Origin of the sequence: Streptomyces sp. NBC_00344 (assembly GCF_036088315.1) — a bacterium.
In the GTDB taxonomy this organism is placed as follows: Bacteria; Actinomycetota; Actinomycetes; order Streptomycetales; family Streptomycetaceae; genus Streptomyces.
Genome location: NZ_CP107996.1, coordinates 2,192,803 through 2,208,901, shown reverse-complemented (window position 1 = coordinate 2,208,901; position 16,099 = coordinate 2,192,803). Strand labels below are relative to the sequence as shown.

16 protein-coding genes and 1 riboswitch are annotated in these 16,099 nt (G+C 70.3%); of the genes, 9 read left to right on the top strand and 7 right to left on the bottom strand.

Translation table 11 applies throughout. The features are described 5' to 3' along the window. Window positions 1–28: 28 nt before the first annotated feature. The 4 genes from OHS16_RS09835 to OHS16_RS09820 all read right to left on the bottom strand — a co-directional run bounded on the left by OHS16_RS09835 (window position 29) and on the right by OHS16_RS09820 (window position 3,526). A complete protein-coding gene (locus OHS16_RS09835; protein ID WP_328536792.1) occupies window positions 29–352 on the bottom strand; it encodes a DMT family transporter in 324 nt (107 codons plus the stop codon). Window positions 353–438: 86 nt separating this feature from the next. Then, on the bottom strand, window positions 439–1,449 hold the full coding sequence (rsgA, locus tag OHS16_RS09830; RefSeq protein WP_328536791.1) for a ribosome small subunit-dependent GTPase A: 1,011 nt from the start codon (window positions 1,447–1,449) through the stop codon (window positions 439–441). 4 nt (window positions 1,450–1,453) lie between these two features. After that, a complete protein-coding gene (gene aroA / locus OHS16_RS09825; RefSeq protein ID WP_328536790.1) occupies window positions 1,454–2,794 on the bottom strand; it encodes a 3-phosphoshikimate 1-carboxyvinyltransferase in 1,341 nt (446 codons plus the stop codon). 45 nt (window positions 2,795–2,839) lie between these two features. Further along, complete coding sequence (locus tag OHS16_RS09820; RefSeq protein WP_328536789.1) at window positions 2,840–3,526, bottom strand: M50 family metallopeptidase; 687 nt, start codon at window positions 3,524–3,526, stop codon at window positions 2,840–2,842. Window positions 3,527–3,589: 63 nt separating this feature from the next. Here OHS16_RS09820 and OHS16_RS09815 point away from each other — a divergent pair, with 63 nt between their 5' ends. From OHS16_RS09815 to def, 8 genes are all read left to right on the top strand, one after another. Further along, complete coding sequence (locus OHS16_RS09815; protein ID WP_328536788.1) at window positions 3,590–4,411, top strand: SOS response-associated peptidase; 822 nt, start codon at window positions 3,590–3,592, stop codon at window positions 4,409–4,411. Between the two features lies 1 nt (window position 4,412). Continuing rightward, window positions 4,413–5,072: an alpha/beta hydrolase family protein gene (locus OHS16_RS09810; RefSeq protein WP_328536787.1), complete on the top strand. Its 660-nt coding sequence runs from the start codon at window positions 4,413–4,415 to the stop codon at window positions 5,070–5,072. Between the two features lie 233 nt (window positions 5,073–5,305). Beyond that, window positions 5,306–5,962: a sigma-70 family RNA polymerase sigma factor gene (locus tag OHS16_RS09805; RefSeq protein WP_328536786.1), complete on the top strand. Its 657-nt coding sequence runs from the start codon at window positions 5,306–5,308 to the stop codon at window positions 5,960–5,962. Continuing rightward, a complete protein-coding gene (gene rsrA / locus OHS16_RS09800) occupies window positions 5,959–6,273 on the top strand; it encodes a mycothiol system anti-sigma-R factor (RefSeq protein WP_328536785.1) in 315 nt (104 codons plus the stop codon). The genes OHS16_RS09805 and rsrA overlap by 4 nt, the downstream gene beginning before the upstream one ends. A gap of 220 nt (window positions 6,274–6,493) precedes the next feature. Further along, the gene (locus OHS16_RS09795; protein ID WP_328536784.1) at window positions 6,494–7,819 is read left to right on the top strand and encodes an HD-GYP domain-containing protein; all 1,326 of its coding nucleotides are present in this window, start codon (window positions 6,494–6,496) and stop codon (window positions 7,817–7,819) included. After that, window positions 7,816–9,060: an HD-GYP domain-containing protein gene (locus tag OHS16_RS09790; RefSeq protein ID WP_328536783.1), complete on the top strand. Its 1,245-nt coding sequence runs from the start codon at window positions 7,816–7,818 to the stop codon at window positions 9,058–9,060. Before OHS16_RS09795 ends, OHS16_RS09790 begins: the two co-directional genes overlap by 4 nt. A 158-nt stretch (window positions 9,061–9,218) precedes the next feature. Next, window positions 9,219–10,202 (top strand): tetratricopeptide repeat protein, encoded by a 984-nt coding sequence (locus OHS16_RS09785; RefSeq protein ID WP_328536782.1) that lies wholly within the window; start codon window positions 9,219–9,221, stop codon window positions 10,200–10,202. Between the two features lie 68 nt (window positions 10,203–10,270). Then, window positions 10,271–10,900: a peptide deformylase gene (def, locus tag OHS16_RS09780; RefSeq protein WP_328536781.1), complete on the top strand. Its 630-nt coding sequence runs from the start codon at window positions 10,271–10,273 to the stop codon at window positions 10,898–10,900. Here def and OHS16_RS09775 read toward each other — a convergent pair whose 3' ends face one another. Continuing rightward, the gene (locus OHS16_RS09775) at window positions 10,901–11,866 is read right to left on the bottom strand and encodes a helix-turn-helix domain-containing protein (protein ID WP_328536780.1); all 966 of its coding nucleotides are present in this window, start codon (window positions 11,864–11,866) and stop codon (window positions 10,901–10,903) included. Between the two features lie 82 nt (window positions 11,867–11,948). Here OHS16_RS09775 and OHS16_RS09770 point away from each other — a divergent pair, with 82 nt between their 5' ends. Continuing rightward, the gene (locus tag OHS16_RS09770; RefSeq protein ID WP_328536779.1) at window positions 11,949–12,161 is read left to right on the top strand and encodes a hypothetical protein; all 213 of its coding nucleotides are present in this window, start codon (window positions 11,949–11,951) and stop codon (window positions 12,159–12,161) included. Between the two features lie 138 nt (window positions 12,162–12,299). Here the strand turns inward: OHS16_RS09770 and OHS16_RS09765 are convergent, their stop codons facing one another. Continuing rightward, on the bottom strand, window positions 12,300–13,316 hold the full coding sequence (locus tag OHS16_RS09765) for a ribonucleotide-diphosphate reductase subunit beta (RefSeq protein WP_328536778.1): 1,017 nt from the start codon (window positions 13,314–13,316) through the stop codon (window positions 12,300–12,302). After that, the gene (locus OHS16_RS09760; protein WP_328536777.1) at window positions 13,316–15,676 is read right to left on the bottom strand and encodes a ribonucleoside-diphosphate reductase subunit alpha; all 2,361 of its coding nucleotides are present in this window, start codon (window positions 15,674–15,676) and stop codon (window positions 13,316–13,318) included. Before OHS16_RS09760 ends, OHS16_RS09765 begins: the two co-directional genes overlap by 1 nt. 131 nt (window positions 15,677–15,807) lie before the next feature. Continuing rightward, window positions 15,808–15,931: riboswitch (cobalamin riboswitch) on the bottom strand. Window positions 15,932–16,099: the final 168 nt, after the last annotated feature.

Below are 16,099 nucleotides of genomic sequence, written 5' to 3'. Positions count from 1 at the left end.
CCCGCCGACGCGATGCGGTCCGGCCCGGTCAGCCCGCCGAGCCGGACAGCTGCAGCCCGATCACACCCACGATGACGAAGGAGATCGAGATCAGCTTGAGCACCGAGACGATGTCCCCGAGGAAGATCATCCCGTAGATCGCGGTGCCCGCGGCGCCGATGCCCGTCCACACGGCGTAGGCGGGGCCCACGTCGAGCTTGCGGAGGGACAGTGTCAGCAGGCCGAAGCTGCCGAGCGCGAAGCAGCAGAAGGCGATCGTCGGCCAGAGCCTTGTGAAGCCGTGCGAGAGCTTCAGACATACGGCGAAGCCGGTCTCCAGAATTCCGGCCACCACGACCAGCAGCCACGCCATTCAGTGCCTCCACATCGGTGACTGCTCCGTCATCACTTGCTTCGCCTATGCATTCACCAGGCCGACCGGGCGGCAAACGCGCCAGGTCAGTCCCCCTCCCGCCGCTCACGGGTCGCGAGCAGCCGGCGCAGCGAGTCCAGCCTGGCCGGATCGGCGTGTCCGTCGGCCACCCAGGCGTCCAGCGCACACTCCGGCTCGTCATGACTGCAGCCGCGCGGACAGCCCTCGGTGCCGGGGACCAGATCCGGGAAGGCGAGGATGACACGTGAGGGGTCCACATGGTGCAGACCGAAGGACCGTACGCCCGGGGTGTCGACCACCCAGCCGCGTTCGTCCGGAAGGGGAAGCGCCAGCGCCGAGGTCGTGGTGTGCCTGCCGCGGCCGGTCACCGCGTTGACATGACCGACGCTGCGCCGCCTGTCCTTGGGCACCAGCGCATTCACCAGTGTGGTCTTACCGACCCCGGAGTGGCCGACGAAGGCGGTGACCTTGTCGTTCAGGAAGTCTCTGACGCGGTCCGCCGCCCCGCCCTTCGCCAGCTCGTCGCGGCTGGTGACGACGTACGGGATGTCGAGCGCCCCGTATGCCTCGAGGAGCTGGTCCGGCGGTGCCAGGTCGGACTTGGTGAGGACCAGCAGGGGGGAGAGCCCGCCGTCGTACGCGGCGACCAGACAGCGGTCGATCATCCGGGGCCGCGGCTCGGGGTCGGCCAGCGCGGTCACGATCGCGAGCTGGTCGGCGTTGGCGACGACCACCCTCTCGAACGGGTCGTCATCGTCGGCCGTGCGGCGCAGCACCGATTTCCTCGGCTGGATGCGCACGATCCGCGCCAGGGTGTCCTTGGCTCCGGAGAGATCCCCGACGATCATGACCTGGTCACCCACCACGGCGGCCTTGCGGCCCAGCTCGCGGGCTTTCATCGCGGTGACCGTACGGCCGTCGACCAGACAGGTGAGCCGGCCCCGGTCGACCGTCACCACCATGCCTTCGGCGGCCTCCTCGTGCTTGGGGCGGATGGTGGTGCGGGGGCGGTTGCCCTTGGGATTGGGGCGGACTCGGATGTCGTCCTCGTCCGGGTTCTTGCCGTATCTGCGCATCGCTTCAGGTCCCGAGCATTTCGGTCCACATCCTGGGGAAGTCGGGGAGTGTCTTGGCTGTTGTCGCCACGTTCTCGATCTCCACACCGTCGACGGCGAGGCCGATGACCGCCGCTGCCGTCGCCATCCGGTGATCGTCGTAGGTGTGGAAGACGCCGCCGTGCAGCGGCCGGGGGAGGATCCGGAGACCGTCGGCGGTCTCGGCGACGTCACCGCCGAGTTCGTTGATCTCCTTGGTGAGGGCCGCGAGCCGGTCGGTCTCGTGGAGCCGCAGGTGGGCGACTCCGCGCAGGGTGGAGGGGGAGTCGGCGAGGGCGGCGAGGGCGGCGATGCCCGGGGTGAGCTCACCCACCTCGCCGAGGTCGACATCGATGCCACTGATGCGGCCCGAGCCGGTGAAGACCAGGCCCTCGTGGGTCAGCGCGCAGGAACCGCCCATCTCGGTGAAGATCTCGCGCAGCGCGTCACCCGGCTGGGTGGTCCGTTCCGGCCAGTCCGGGATGACGACCCGCCCGCCGGTGACCAGGGCGGCGGCAAGGAACGGCTGGGCGTTGGACAGGTCGGGCTCGACGGTGAGGTCGCGGCCCAGCACGGCACTGGGGGAGACGCGCCAGACGTTCGGTTCGCCGCCCGTCTCCGGTTCGTCCACCTGGGCGCCGACGCAGCGCAGCATGTCGACGGTCATCCGGATGTGCGGGAGTGAGGGGAGAGTGGCACCGGTGTGACGGACCTCCACGCCCTGGTTGAAGCGCGGCGCCGAGAGCAGCAGCGCCGAGATGAACTGTGAGGAGGACGACGCGTCGATCTCGACGGAGCCGCCGTCCAGCGCGCCACCGCCGTGCACGGTGAGCGGAAGTCCACCGCGGCCGGCGTCGTCGATACGGGTGCCGAGCGCGCGCAGCGCGCCGATCACCCCGTGCAGCGGCCGTTCGTAGGAGCGCGGATCGCCGTCGAACCGGACAGGCCCGTCGGCGAGAGCGGCGACGGGCGGCAGGAACCGCATCACCGTCCCGGCGTTGCCGACGTCGACGGTTGCGGGACCGTGCAGTCCGTACGGGATCACCCGCCAGGCCTCGCCCGATCCGTCGGGTGCCCCGGCGGCGGAGGAGCTGGACGACACCGTCTCCTCGATACGGACACCCATGGCGCGCAGCGCGTCGGCCATCAGCAGGGTGTCGCGGGAGCGCAGCGGGCGGCGCAGCCAGCCGGGTTCGGCGGCGAGGGCGGCCAGGACGAGGCCGCGGTTGGTGACCGACTTCGATCCGGGCACCGTGACCGTCGCGTCGACGGCCCCGGACGCGTGTGGGGCGGGCCAGAGGTCGGTGTGCACGGAACTTTCGGTCATGACACTTACTTTACTGATGGTGCACGGACCCGGAAGCCGCTCGTCTCACAGCCCGAGCAGCCAGCGCCCGCCGCCGATCAGTGAGCAGAGCGACACCACATGGAAGAGGAGCAGCCACATCGCCGGCGGGACATGCGTGAGCCGTCCGAGCTGGTCGGCGTCGGAGTCCCCCGCGTGGCCGTGCCGCCGCTTGCGCTGCAGCTCGAAGGCCGGGCGCACCCCGCCGACCAGCAGAAACCAGACGGCGGTGTAGGCGAAGGCGGCCTGGACCTGGGCGCTGGTCAGCCAGGAGATCAGTACGAAGGCGGCGCCCGTGACGATCACTGTGAGCGCCCCGTACGCATTGCGGATCATGACCAGCATGGCGAGCAGCAGGACACAGGCCGCCCACAGGAACAGCGTGATGTGGTCGGCGGCCAGCAGCCAGGCACCGCCGAGCCCCAGCAGCGGTGGCGCGGAGTAGCCGGCGGCCGCCGTGAGGATCATGCCGAGGCCGCTCGGCTTGCCGCGGCTGACAGTCAGCCCGCTGGTGTCGGAGTGCAGCCTGATGCCGTCCAGGCGCCGCCCGGTGAACAGGGCCGTCAGCCCGTGGCCGCCCTCATGGGCGATGGTGACGGCGTTGCGGGTGAGCCGCCATACGCGGTGCGGGACGACGGCTATGAGAGCGACGGCGGCGGCGACGATCACCAGCCACTCGTCCGGGTCGGGCTGAGTGCCGAAGACGCGGTCCATGGGTGCGGGGGCTCCTCGGGAGGGTGTGGTCGGGCGACGGGTGGAAATGGCAGTCTGGCGCATATGTGCGGACGGTTTGCAGCGAGTCGTAAGCCCGAGGATCTCGTGAGCCTCTTCGGGGTGGAGAAGTGGGACCCCACCGAGACGGTGGTCCCCGACTGGAACGTGGCGCCGACCAAGACGGTCCAGGTCGTTCTGGAGCGTCCGGTGAAAGACGCCGAGCTGCGGGTTCCGGTTCGCCAGCTGCGCAATCTGAGGTGGGGCCTTGTGCCCTCCTGGGCGAAGTCGCCCGAAGGAGGCGCCCGGATGATCAACGCTCGGGCCGAGACGATCCAGGACAAGCCCTCGTTCCGCCGGGCCTTCGCCGCACGGCGCTGCCTCGTCCCGGCCGACGGCTATTTCGAGTGGCTGACCGCGCCGGACGAGCGGGAGCTGGAGGTCGAGGGCAGGAAGAAGCGGCCACGGAAGCAGCCGTACTTCGTGACGCCGGCCGACGGCTCTGTGATGGCGTTCGCCGGTCTTTACGAGTTCTGGCGGGACGAGACACTGCCGGGCGATCACCCTGGTGCCTGGTGGACGACCTGCACGATCGTCACGACCGAGGCGGAGACCACGCCGCTCGCCGGGCGCACGGAGGGGGCGGGCGGCCCGGGATCGCTGGCCGACATCCACCCCCGGATGCCGCTGATGCTCACCGAGGACCGCTGGGGCCCTTGGCTGGACCCCTCGCGCACGGACCCGTCCGAGCTGACGGACCTGCTGGCGCCGCCGCCCGCGGGGCTCGTACGGGCGTACCCGGTCTCGACCGCGGTGAGCAATGTCCGCAACAACGGACCGGAGCTGCTGACCGAGCTGGAGGGGCCCGAGGAGGGCACACTCTTCTGATGTGACGTCTGCTGTGAACCCGAGTCCGCGTGTGCGGAGTGTGGAGACCCCGGTCGGGGAGGCCCGCATCACCTGGCGTCCGGCTGCCCGGCCGCACCTGGTGATCGCCCTCAGCCATGGCGCCGGGGGCGGTATCGAAGCCCGTGATCTGCGGGCGCTGGCCGCCGCGCTGCCCCCGCTCGGCGTCAGCGTCGCCCTGGTGGAGCAGCCCTGGCGGGTCGCGGGGAAGAAGGTGGCACCGGCTCCGAAGACCCTCGACGCGGGATGGCGTGCCGTGTGGCCGGCCCTGCTGGAGGCGGGCCTTCCGGTCGTCGCGGGCGGGCGCAGTGCCGGGGCCCGGGTGGCCTGCAGGACCGCAGTGGAGCTGGGTGCCCGGGGGGTGCTGGCGCTGAGCTTCCCGCTGCATCCGCCCGGGAGGCCGGAGAAGTCACGGAAGGACGAACTGCTCGGGACGGGAGTGCCCACACTCGTCGTGCAGGGCGCGAACGACCCCTTCGGGAAGCCCGCCGAGTTCCCCGGAGGCTCATTCGAACTTGTCGCGGTCCCCTCCGCCGACCATGGCCTTGCGGTCCCCAAACGGGCCCCGGTCACCCAGGAACATGCCCTGACGATCATCACGGACGCGGTGGGCGGATGGGCCGGCCGCGTCCGGGAATGCTGAGTCCTGAGCCGCTGTTGTGCCGGACATCAGTACAGAGAATTCCTGGATGTGAAGAGGGAGTCCGTCGCATGGGTTCGACCATCTGCCCGCGCCGCCCGCAGACCGCTGACCTGGAATGGACGGTGCTCTCGGCGGCCAAGAGCGCGCCCTCCCGGAGGGCGGGCGGACCGGATCGTCGTCTATCCTCCGATTCGAGTGGGTCCGGTTTCGGATCTGCCAAGGCGTTGGAGGAGGTGGGTCCGGTCACTGGGACCGACACAGGGACCGAAGACGGCCACGCGGAAGAGACGGCCGCGGAGCGCAACGCGCGCTTCGAGCGGGATGCCCTCGGCTACCTCGATCAGATGTACTCGGCCGCGCTGCGTATGACACGCAATCCGGCCGATGCCGAGGACCTGGTGCAGGAGACCTACGCCAAGGCGTACGGCTCGTTCCACCAGTTCCGTGAGGGGACCAACCTCAAGGCGTGGATGTACCGCATCCTCACGAACACGTTCATCAACTCGTACCGCAAGAAGCAGCGGGAGCCTCAGCGCAGCGCCGCCGAGGAGATCGAGGACTGGCAGCTCGCACGTGCCGAGTCGCACATGTCCACCGGTCTGCGTTCCGCCGAGTCGCAGGCGCTCGATCACCTGCCCGACTCGGACGTGAAGTCCGCGTTGCAGGCGATCCCGGAGGAGTTCCGCATCGCGGTGTATCTCGCCGACGTGGAGGGCTTTGCGTACAAGGAGATCGCGGACATCATGGGTACACCCATCGGGACGGTCATGTCCCGGCTGCACCGGGGCCGCCGTCAGCTGCGCGGCATGCTCGAGGACTACGCACGCGACCGCGGCCTGGTCCCTGCGGGTGCCGGAGAGTCGAACGAAGCGAAAGGTTCGGACTCATGAGTTGCGGAGAGCCGCACGAAACGGACTGCTCCGAGGTTCTGGACCATCTCTACGAGTTCCTCGACCACGAGATGCCGGACAAGGACTGCACCAAGTTCGAGGTGCACTTCGAGGAGTGCTCCCCCTGCCTTGAGAAGTACGGGCTGGAGCAGGCCGTCAAGAAGCTGGTGAAACGCTGCTGCGGCAGCGACGACGTACCGGCGGATCTGCGGTCGAAAGTCATGGGACGCATCGACCTGATCCGCTCGGGTCAGGCAGTTCCCGAGCAGGACGTGACCGTATCCGACCGGTCGGCCGCCGCGCAGGAGTGACCGGGCCCGGGGCCGGCGGCCGTACTCGGTACGACATCTGACGGACCCGCGGGGACAGCAAAGAACACACCGCAGTCCCCGCCCGTCCCGAATTGTCTCCCGGGCCGTCACCCGAAGGTGCTGCTGAAACCCCGATGCGCCGCCCCGGGGGCATCCGCGCGCCTATTCTCCCCAACCTGTACGGCTACGAAGCCGTACGGATCCCGGAGAAGGAGACGCCATGCGCGCAGTGCCGCCGGCCGCGCGTGCCTGCATCCTGTGTGCGGTCCTGTGCGCCGCCGGATGTGTGCTGCCCGCTTTCACCGGCCCGAGCACCCCGTGGCGCACACTGGGGCTGCTCGCCGCCCTGTACGCGGGATGCGAGTTACTCGGCCGCAGGTCTTCCGGTGCCGGATCCTGTTACCCCGTGCTCCTGGCCGCTGCCCTGCTGCTGCCGCCGGGCGCCGCCGCGCTGACCGCGATTCCGGGGGCGCTCATCGGCCGGGTCGAGCACCGGCCGTACGCCGCACGCCGGATCTGGCACGCGGCCCAGCTCGCCGTTGCGGTGCGGGCCGCAGCGGAAATCCCCGCCCATCTGGGGGTACCGCAGGGCTCACCCGGCTTTCCCTACGTGCTGCTGCCCGCGCTCGCCGCGGCTCTCGTCTTCTGCCTGGTCCTGACGGCCCTCGACTCGCTGATGCTGGCGACGGCCGAACGGGCGCGCCCGGGTGCGGTCTGGAGCGGGCTGCCGCGCTCGCTGGCCCCGCACACCGTGCACGGGCTCGCCGGACTGATGATGGCGGTGCTGTGGCGCAGCCCCTTCGGGCCGCCCGCCGCCCTGTTCGTGCTGCTGCCCATCTACATCTCCAGCTGGGTCTTCGCGCAGTACCACCGTGAACGCGCCGCCCACCGGGCCACCATCAGGGCGCTGGTGCAGGCGGTCGACATCAAGGACCAGTACACCCGCGGGCACAGCGAGCGCGTCGGCAAGGCCTCGGCCATGATCGCCGGCGAGCTCGGCATGGACGGCGACAAGCTCGAGGCGCTGCGCTTCGCCGGCATCCTGCACGACGTCGGGAAGCTGGGGGTGCCCACCAGGCTGCTCAGGAAGGACGGACCGCTGACGCCCGACGAGCGCCGGGTCATCGAACTGCATCCCGAGTACGGGCACGAGATGGTCCGGGGTATCGGCTTCCTCGGCGAGGCACGCGCAGCGATCCTGCACCACCACGAGCGGCTGGACGGCTCCGGCTACCCCTATGGCCTCTCCGGGCGGCAGATCCCCGAATTCGCCAGGGTGGTCGCCGTCGCCGACGCCTTCGACGCCATGACATCGACCCGCTCCTACCGCAGGTCGAGACCCGTCGACGCAGCGCTGACGGAGCTGGAGCGCTGTGCGGGCACCCAGTTCGACCCGCTCATGGTCGAGGCGTTCGTCCGGGCCCTGGCGCGCCACGGCTGGCATCCAGCCGTCACCGCCGACGAGCAGGACCCCCTCGAGCACCGGCAGGTCCCGCAGGCCCGCACCGGGAGCGCGCCGTCCGCCGACCGGGAGCGGCCCGCGTGACGGGCCGCCGCACGCCGCTCGCCGTCGTCCTCGTCCATGGCGCCGCCGCCCTGGTCACCGTCGCCTGCCTGGGCTGGACCGGGTGGACCGGCGTCCGGGAAGGGGGCACCGCGCTGGCCTTCGGGGCGCTCGTGGCGGCCGGCGAGCTCGCCCGGCGCACCGGCCCCGGCAGTGAGCGCGAGCCCGCCCCGCTCGGCGCGGCCGGCGCCCTCGCCTACGCGCTGCTGGGGCAGAACGGCGGCCAGCCGACCGCGCACGGTGTCCCCCAGGTGGTCGCCGTCGTCGTCGCGGGCGCCCTGGCGGGGGCGGCGCCCCTCATCGCACAGGGGCGGGGGCCCAGCCCCGACCACATGGCCCGCAGGGTCCTCACCGTCGCCTTCTCCGCCGTCTGCTTCCAGCCCCTCTGCGACTCCGGCCGGATCGACGCCTGGACGGTGCGTGGCCCGTTCTACGCCGTGGTGCTGCTGCTTCTGCTCGGCCTCACCGGCCTGTGCGACGCCGTCATCGCGGCCGCGATGACCCGGGCCAGGACCCGCTATCCCTACGGGCCGCTGCTCCGCGACGAGCTCCGCGCGCTGCTGGGAATCGGCTCCGCCGTCTGCGCCACCGGCGTCGTGATGGCCCTGGGGGTCGCCGTGGCCGGCCTGTGGGCGCTGCCGGTCTTCTGCGTACCCCTGCTGCTCACCCAGCTCTCCCTGCGCCGGCACGCCCTCATCCGCGCCACCTACGCCCAGACCATCACCTCGCTCGCCCGCGCCACCGAGGTCGCCGGATACACCCCGCACGGCCACGCCCGGCGGGTCGCCGTCCTCAGCCGCGCGGTGGGCAGGGAACTGGGCCTCTCAGGTCCCGCGCTGACCGTCCTGGAATACGCGGCGCTGATGCACGACATCGGACAGCTGTCGCTGGTCGATCCGGTCCCGGACGGCGCGACAGCTCTGCTGCCCACCGCCGAGCAGCGCAGGATCGCCCTGCTCGGCGGCGCGGTGGTCCGCAGAACCGGGGCCCCCGCCGAGGTCGCGGTGGTCGTCGAGTGCCAGGCCGACCCCTACCGTGAGCAACCGCTCAGCGCCCGGATCGTCCGCGCGGTCAACGCATACGAGGACCTGGCGGGGGAAGACGCAGGAGCCGGGCCGCTCAGCGCACTGGAGCGGCTGCGGCTCGGCACCGGCCACGACTACCAGCCCGAAGTGGTCGAGTCCCTGGCCCGGGTCCTGTCGCGGGGCGGAGTCGTCCTGTAGCGGGCTTCCGGGCTCCCGGGGGGTGCCGGGCTCCCAGCTGGGTAACCAGTGGGTAATGAGCGCTGCTCCGACCGGGCATGGTTGGATGCGAAGAGAGGGTGTCCGGGGGTATCGGAACCCGGGAAGCAGAGACTGATCGCGACCGGCAGGCGGGAATCGTGAGGATCTTCGGGAAGGTACGGCATCGGCCCTCCGCCTCGTGGCGGCAGGCCACCGACCGCGCGTTCACGCTGATCGGCGACGGTCGGTACGACGACGCGGGGGCACTGCTCACCCGCGCGGCAGATCTCGAACCGTGGCTGTCCGAGTCCTGGTTCAATCTGGCCCTGCTGCACAAGTTCAGACACGACTGGGACCGGGCCCGCACCGCCGGGCTGCGCGCCGTCGCGCTCCTGGACCGCGAGGCGGGCGCTCCCGACTGGTGGAACGTCGGTATCGCGGCCACCGCGCTGCAGGACTGGCCGCTGGCCCGCAGGGCCTGGCAGGCGTACGGGCTGAAAGCGCCGGGTGACGTCGCGTCCAGTGGTGAGCCCTCCGGCATGGAGCTCGGCTCCGCCGCGGTGAGGCTGTCGCCCGAGGGGGAGGCCGAGGTGGTCTGGGGCCGCAGGCTCGACCCGGCCCGGATAGAAGTGCTCTCGATCCCGCTGCCGTCCTCGGGGCGGCGCTGGGGCGAGGTCGTCCTGCACGACGGCGTCCCGCACGGCGAACGCGTCACAGCGGCCGGCCCTTCCTATCCCGTCTTCGACGAGATCGAGCTCTGGGCGCCCTCGCCGGTGCCCACCTGGGTGGTCCTGCTCGAAGCGGCCACCGAGTCGGACCGCGACTCCCTGGAGCGGCTTGCGGCCGACGCCGGATACGCCGCTGAGGACTGGTCCTCCTCCGTGCGGCTGCTGTGCCGGGCCTGCTCCGAGTCGCAGATGGAGAGCGACGAGGGCGACGGCCGGCAGCGGCTGGACCCCCATGACCACAGTGAGCCCGGCCACCCAGGACCGCTGGGCCACCGCACGGCGGGCGAGCTCTGGGTCGCGGAGCGTGAATGCGGCATAGCGGCCCCGGCCGGACTGGTCCGAGGTCTCCTCGACGGGTGGGTGGCCGACAGCCCGGACAGCCGCGGCTGGCGGGATCTCGAAGAAGTCTGCTGAGGGCGCAGCGGACTGCCCGTAGGCTGTACGGGATCGATTCGGGTTTTTGAGGAAGGCGTTCGGCGGACATGTCGCAGCAGGAGACGGACCAGCAGGTCAATGACGGTTTCGTCGTGGACACCGAGGACTGTGAGGAGCGTGAGGCGGCTCACCGGGCCCGGGGCGCCGCCCGTCCCATCACCGTGGTGGGCAACCCGGTGCTGCACAAGGAGTGCAAGGACGTCACGTCCTTCGACGGTGAGCTGGCCCAGCTGATCGACGACATGTTCGCGAGCCAGAAGGCCGCCGAGGGCGTGGGCCTGGCAGCGAACCAGATCGGTGTCGATCTCAAGGTCTTCGTCTACGACTGCCCGGACGACGACGGTCAGCGCCATGTCGGAGCTGTCTGCAACCCGGTGCTCGCCGAGATCCCGGCCGACCGCCGGCGGCTCGACGACTCCAACGAGGGCTGTCTCTCCGTCCCGACGGCCTACGCGGAGCTGGCACGCCCCGACTACGCCGAGGTCTCGGGCCAGGACGCCGAAGGCAACCCCATCACGGTGCGGGGCACCGGCTACTTCGCCCGCTGCCTCCAGCACGAGACCGACCACCTGTACGGCTACCTCTACATCGACCGTCTCTCGAAGCGCGACCGCAAGGACGCGCTGCGGCAGATGGAAGAGGGCACGCCACGCTACGAGACGGTCCCCAACGCCTGATCAGGCGGCACTCAACGGCCCCCGGAACGTCCGCCGGTAGGCGTTCGGGGTCGTGCCGAGCGTGCGGAGGAAGTGGTGGCGCAGCCCCGCCGCCGTGCCGAAACCCACCCGGCCCGCGACGGCATCCACCGTCTCGTCGGACGTCTCCAGCAACTCCTGTGCCATCAGCACCCGTTGCCGCAGCAGCCAGCGGTACGGGGTCGTCCCGGTCTCCTGCTGAAAACGGCGGGCGAAGGTGCGCGGTGACATCAGGGCGCGGGACGCCAGCTGTTCCACTGTCTGCTCCTCGTCGAGATGGTGCTCCATCCAGGCGAGAACGTCGGCGACGCTGTCCACCCGGGCCGGGCTGACCGGGCGTTCGACGAACTGCGCCTGGCCGCCGTCACGGTGCGGCGGAACCACCATCCGGCGGGCGATCTTGTTGGCGACCTGCGGGCCGTGCTCCGCGCGGATGATGTGGAGGCATGCGTCGATACCGGCCGCCGTTCCCGCTGACGTGACGACGGACCCCTCGTCGACGTAGAGCACGTCGGGCTGGACGTCGGCCAGCGGAAAGCTGCGTGCCAGTTCGTCGGCGTGGCGCCAGTGCACGGCGCAGCGGCGGTCGTCGAGCAGCCCCGCGGAGCCGAGGACGAAGACACCCGAGCAGACGCTGAGCACCCGGGCGCCGCGGTCCACCGCCCGCCGCAGGGCATCCAGCAGAGCCGGCGGATAGTCGCGGCTGCCCCGGCTCTCCGCGGCCGGGACGGCGATCAGGTCGGCCTCCTCGAGGCGTTCCAGACCGTGTTCCGTCCGCAGGGTGAAGCCGGCATGCGTCTGCAGGACGGGGCCCTCCGCGGATGCCACCGCGAAGTCGTACACCGGAAGGCCCTCATCGCTGCGGTCGATGCCGAACACCTCGCAGATCACGCCGAGTTCGAATGGATTGACGCCGTTCATCACTACAGCGGCCACATTTTTCAGCATGGTCCGAGTGTGGCAGCAATTCGACGATGTGTGTCAGTCCTGCCACTGATTTTCTGTCGCCGGGAGCGCCACAGTGGAGGACATGAACACGTTCCTGGACTACCTGACCGTCATCGCCGTCTTCGTTCTCATCGCTCTCCCGTCGCTGGTCGGACACGCGCACGAGCGCCGCATCGACCGGCAGCTGGCTCGTGATCCCGGGAGGGAATCCGTCCCCGGGCGGCCGGAAGGCGGGTCGAGGCCGCCGGCCGTGGCGCGCGAGGCCGCCATGTCCAGCCGCGTCGTGGCTTCGTAGCCTGCGCTGCTCCCGGAGAACGTCCGCGCCGAACGGCAGCGTGTCACTGCGCCAGGCGTCCACCGAGGGCGGGACCGCAGCCGGCCCCGCCCTCCGTCTCCGCAGCTGCCGTGGAGCAGTTGCTGTGGAGCGGTTGCTCTAGAACTCGTCGTCGAAGGAGACCGAGCCCTCGACCGCGACCTGGTACGCCGAAGGGCGGCGCTCGAAGAAGTTCGTCAGCTCCTGGACCCCCTGAAGCTCCATGAAGGAGAACGGGTTCTCCGATCCGTACACCGGGGCGAAGCCGAGGCGGGTCAGGCGCTGGTCGGCGACGCACTGAAGGTATTCGCGCATCGACTCGGTGTTCATCCCCGGCAGGCCGTCTCCGCACAGGTCGCGGCCGAACTGCAGCTCCGCCTCCACCGCTTCCCGCATCATGTCGGTGACCTGCGCGCGCAGCGCGTCGTCGAAGAGCTCGGGCTCCTCCTTGCGGACCGTGTCCACGACCTCGAACGCGAAGTTCATGTGCATGGTCTCGTCGCGGAAGACCCAGTTCGTCCCGGTCGCCAGCCCGTGCAGCAGTCCGCGCGAGCGGAACCAGTAGACGTAGGCGAACGCCCCGTAGAAGAACAGCCCCTCGATGCAGGCCGCGAAGCAGATCAGATTCAGCAGGAAGCGGCGCCGGTCGGCTTGGTTCTCCAGTCGGTCGATCTTCTCCACCGAGTCCATCCACCGGAAGCAGAACTGCGCCTTCTCGCGGATGGAGGGGATCTCCTCGACGGCGTCGAAGGCCGCGGCGCGGTCCTGCGGGTCGGGCAGATAGGTGTCGAGCAGCGTCAGATAGAACTGGACGTGCACGGCCTCCTCGAAGAGCTGGCGCGAGAGATAGAGCCGTGCCTCGGGCGAGTTGATGTGCTTGTAGAGCGTGAGCACCAGGTTGTTGGAGACGATCGAGTCCCCCGTGGCGAAGAAGGCGACCAGACGGCCGATCATGTGCTGCTCACCGGGGGTGAGTCTGGCGAGGTCGGTGACGTCCGAGTGGAGGTCGACCTCCTCCACCGTCCAGGTGTTCTTGATCGCGTCGCGATAGCGCTCGTAGAAGTCCGGGTAGCGCATCGGGCGCAGGGTCAGCTCGAAGCCCGGGTCGAGGAGGTTCTTCTGGGAATCGGTGCTCATTACTGGCAGGCCTCGCAGGACTCGGGGTTCTCAAGGGAGCAGGCGATCGCATCCGTGTCGGCGGCCGGCGCGGTCTGCTGCACGGGGATGGGCGCGGCGGCCGATGCCGCACGGGCGATACGCGTCGCGGGACGCGAGCGCAGGTAGTACGTGGTCTTCAGGCCCTGCTTCCAGGCGTAGGCGTACATCGAGCTGAGCTTCCCGATGGTCGGCGTCTCCAGGAAGAGGTTCAGCGACTGGCTCTGGTCGAGGTACGGCGTACGGGCGGCGGCCATGTCGATCAGGCCACGCTGCGGGATCTCCCAGGCGGTGCGGTACAGCGCGCGGACGTCCTCCGGGATCCAGCTGAAGCCCTGCACCGAGCCGCTTGCCTCGCGCAGCGCTTCGCGGGACTGTGCGTCCCAGACGCCCAGCGACTTGAGCTCCTTCACCAGATACGCGTTGACCTGGAGGAACTCGCCGGACAGCGTCTCCCGCTTGAAGAGGTTGGAGACCTGCGGCTCGATGCACTCGTACACACCGGCGATCGACGCGATGGTCGCGGTCGGCGCGATCGCGAGGAGAAGGGAGTTGCGCATCCCGGTCCTGGCGATCCTGGCGCGCAGCGCGGCCCAGCGCTCGGGCCAGGCCGGCTCGGTGCCGTAGTGGTCGGGGTGCAGCACACCGCGGGCGGCACGGGTCCGGTCCCAGGCGGGCAGTGGGCCGTTGCGCGCGGCGAGGTCGCAGGACGCCTCGTAGGCGGCGAGCATGATGCGCTCGGCGATCCGGGTGGAGAGCGCCCTGGCCTCGGGAGAGTCGAAGGGCAGCCGCAGCTTGAAGAAGACGTCCTGGAGCCCCATCGTGCCCAGGCCCACCGGGCGCCACTTGGCGTTGGAGCGGCCGGCCTGTTCGGTCGGGTAGAAGTTGATGTCCACGACGCGGTCGAGGAAGGTGACGGCGGTGCGGACGGTGTCGTCCAGGCGCTCCCAGTCGATGGTGTCGCCGGAGACGAACGCCCCCACGTTGACCGAGCCCAGGTTGCAGACCGCGGTCTCACCGTCGTCCGTGACCTCCAGGATCTCGGTGCAGAGGTTCGACGAGTGGACGACCGAACCGGGCTCGGCGGTCTGGTTGGCGGTGCGGTTCGACGCGTCCTTGAAGGTCATCCAGCCGTTGCCGGTCTGGGCCAGGGTGCGCATCATCCGCCCGTACAGCTCGCGCGCGGGGATGGTCCGCTGAGCCAGGCCCGCCTCCTCGGCCCTGCGGTACGCCGCGTCGAAGGCGTCGCCCCACAGGTCGACCAGTTCCGGTACGTCGGCGGGGGAGAAGAGGGACCACTCGCCGTCCGTGTCGACCCGCCGCATGAACTCGTCGGGGATCCAGTGCGCGAGGTTGAGATTGTGCGTACGACGGGCCTCCTCACCGGTGTTGTCACGCAGTTCGAGGAACTCCTCGATGTCCGCGTGCCAGGTCTCCAGGTAGACGCAGGCCGCGCCCTTGCGCCGGCCGCCCTGGTTCACGGCCGCGACCGACGAGTCGAGGGTCCTCAGGAAGGGGACGATCCCGTTGGAGTGGCCGTTGGTGCCGCGGATCAGTGATCCGCGCGAGCGGATACGGGAGTAGGAGAGACCGATGCCTCCCGCGTGCTTCGAGAGCCGGGCCACCTCGTGGTAGCGGCCGTAGATCGAGTCCAGCTCGTCCAGCGGTGAGTCGAGGAGGTAGCAGGACGACATCTGCGGATGCCGGGTGCCGGAGTTGAAGAGTGTGGGGGACGAGGGCAGGTAGTCGAGGCGGCTCATCAGGCCGTACAGGGCGGCGACCTCGTCCAGCGCCTGGGCGGACTCGTCCTCGGCGAGGCCACAGGCCACACGCAGCATGAAGTGCTGCGGCGTCTCGATGACCTGACGGGTGATCGGGTGGCGCAGCAGATACCGGCTGTAGAGGGTGCGCAGTCCGAAGTATCCGAAGCGGTCGTCGGCCGAGGTGTCGATGAGCGCGTCGAGCCGTGCGGCGTGCAGGCGCACGAAGCTTGCGGTGCGGTCCGCGATAAGGCCCTCACGCTGACCGACGCCCACGGATGCGGAGAACGACACCGCGCCCTGACCGGCTGCCTCGTCCGCGATGGTACGGGTCAGCAACCGCGCCGCGAGCTGCGAGTACGCCGGGTCCTCGGAGATCAGGCCGGCGGCCGCCTCGGTGGCCAGCTCCCGCAACTCCGCCTCGTCCGAAGCGGCGTTGCGCCCGCGCAGCGCCGCGGCGGCGACCTTGCCCGGGTCGGTGTCGGGGAGATCGGCGGTGAGGTCGGTCAGGGTCCGCAGCAGTACGGTTCCCGGGGCATCCGCCAGCTGCTCGGTGGCAGGTGCGGTGGGCGCGATGGTCACGGTGCGCTCTCCCTCGCTCGGCTGAGGGCCGGCGGCAGGCGCGGGTGCGTACGGGCACGCCAGAGGCAGCACACCGCACAGCATCAGCAGGCCCAACCGCGAGGCCCGGACGTTTGCCATCCGGTTCGGTCGAGCCGGATGCGCCGTCGGCAGGTCCTCGGACTCCACGGTGCGCGAAAGCGCACTGATCACACCGTTGCGGGACAGTTCCGGATTCGCACCGGATTCCCCTGCGGCGACAGCGAGCATGAGCATACATGTGGGGGCCGTTGGATGTGGAACCCCCCATATGTTGTGTCGCGATGTCGCGTTGCGTGGTGTCGGATCACCAGCGCGTAGGTCAGCGGAGCACCCTGGGCAGGGCGCCCGGTCCCGCTCCGGCGTCCTGTCGAAGCCCCGTCGGGCATGGATCCGCTGTGCGTC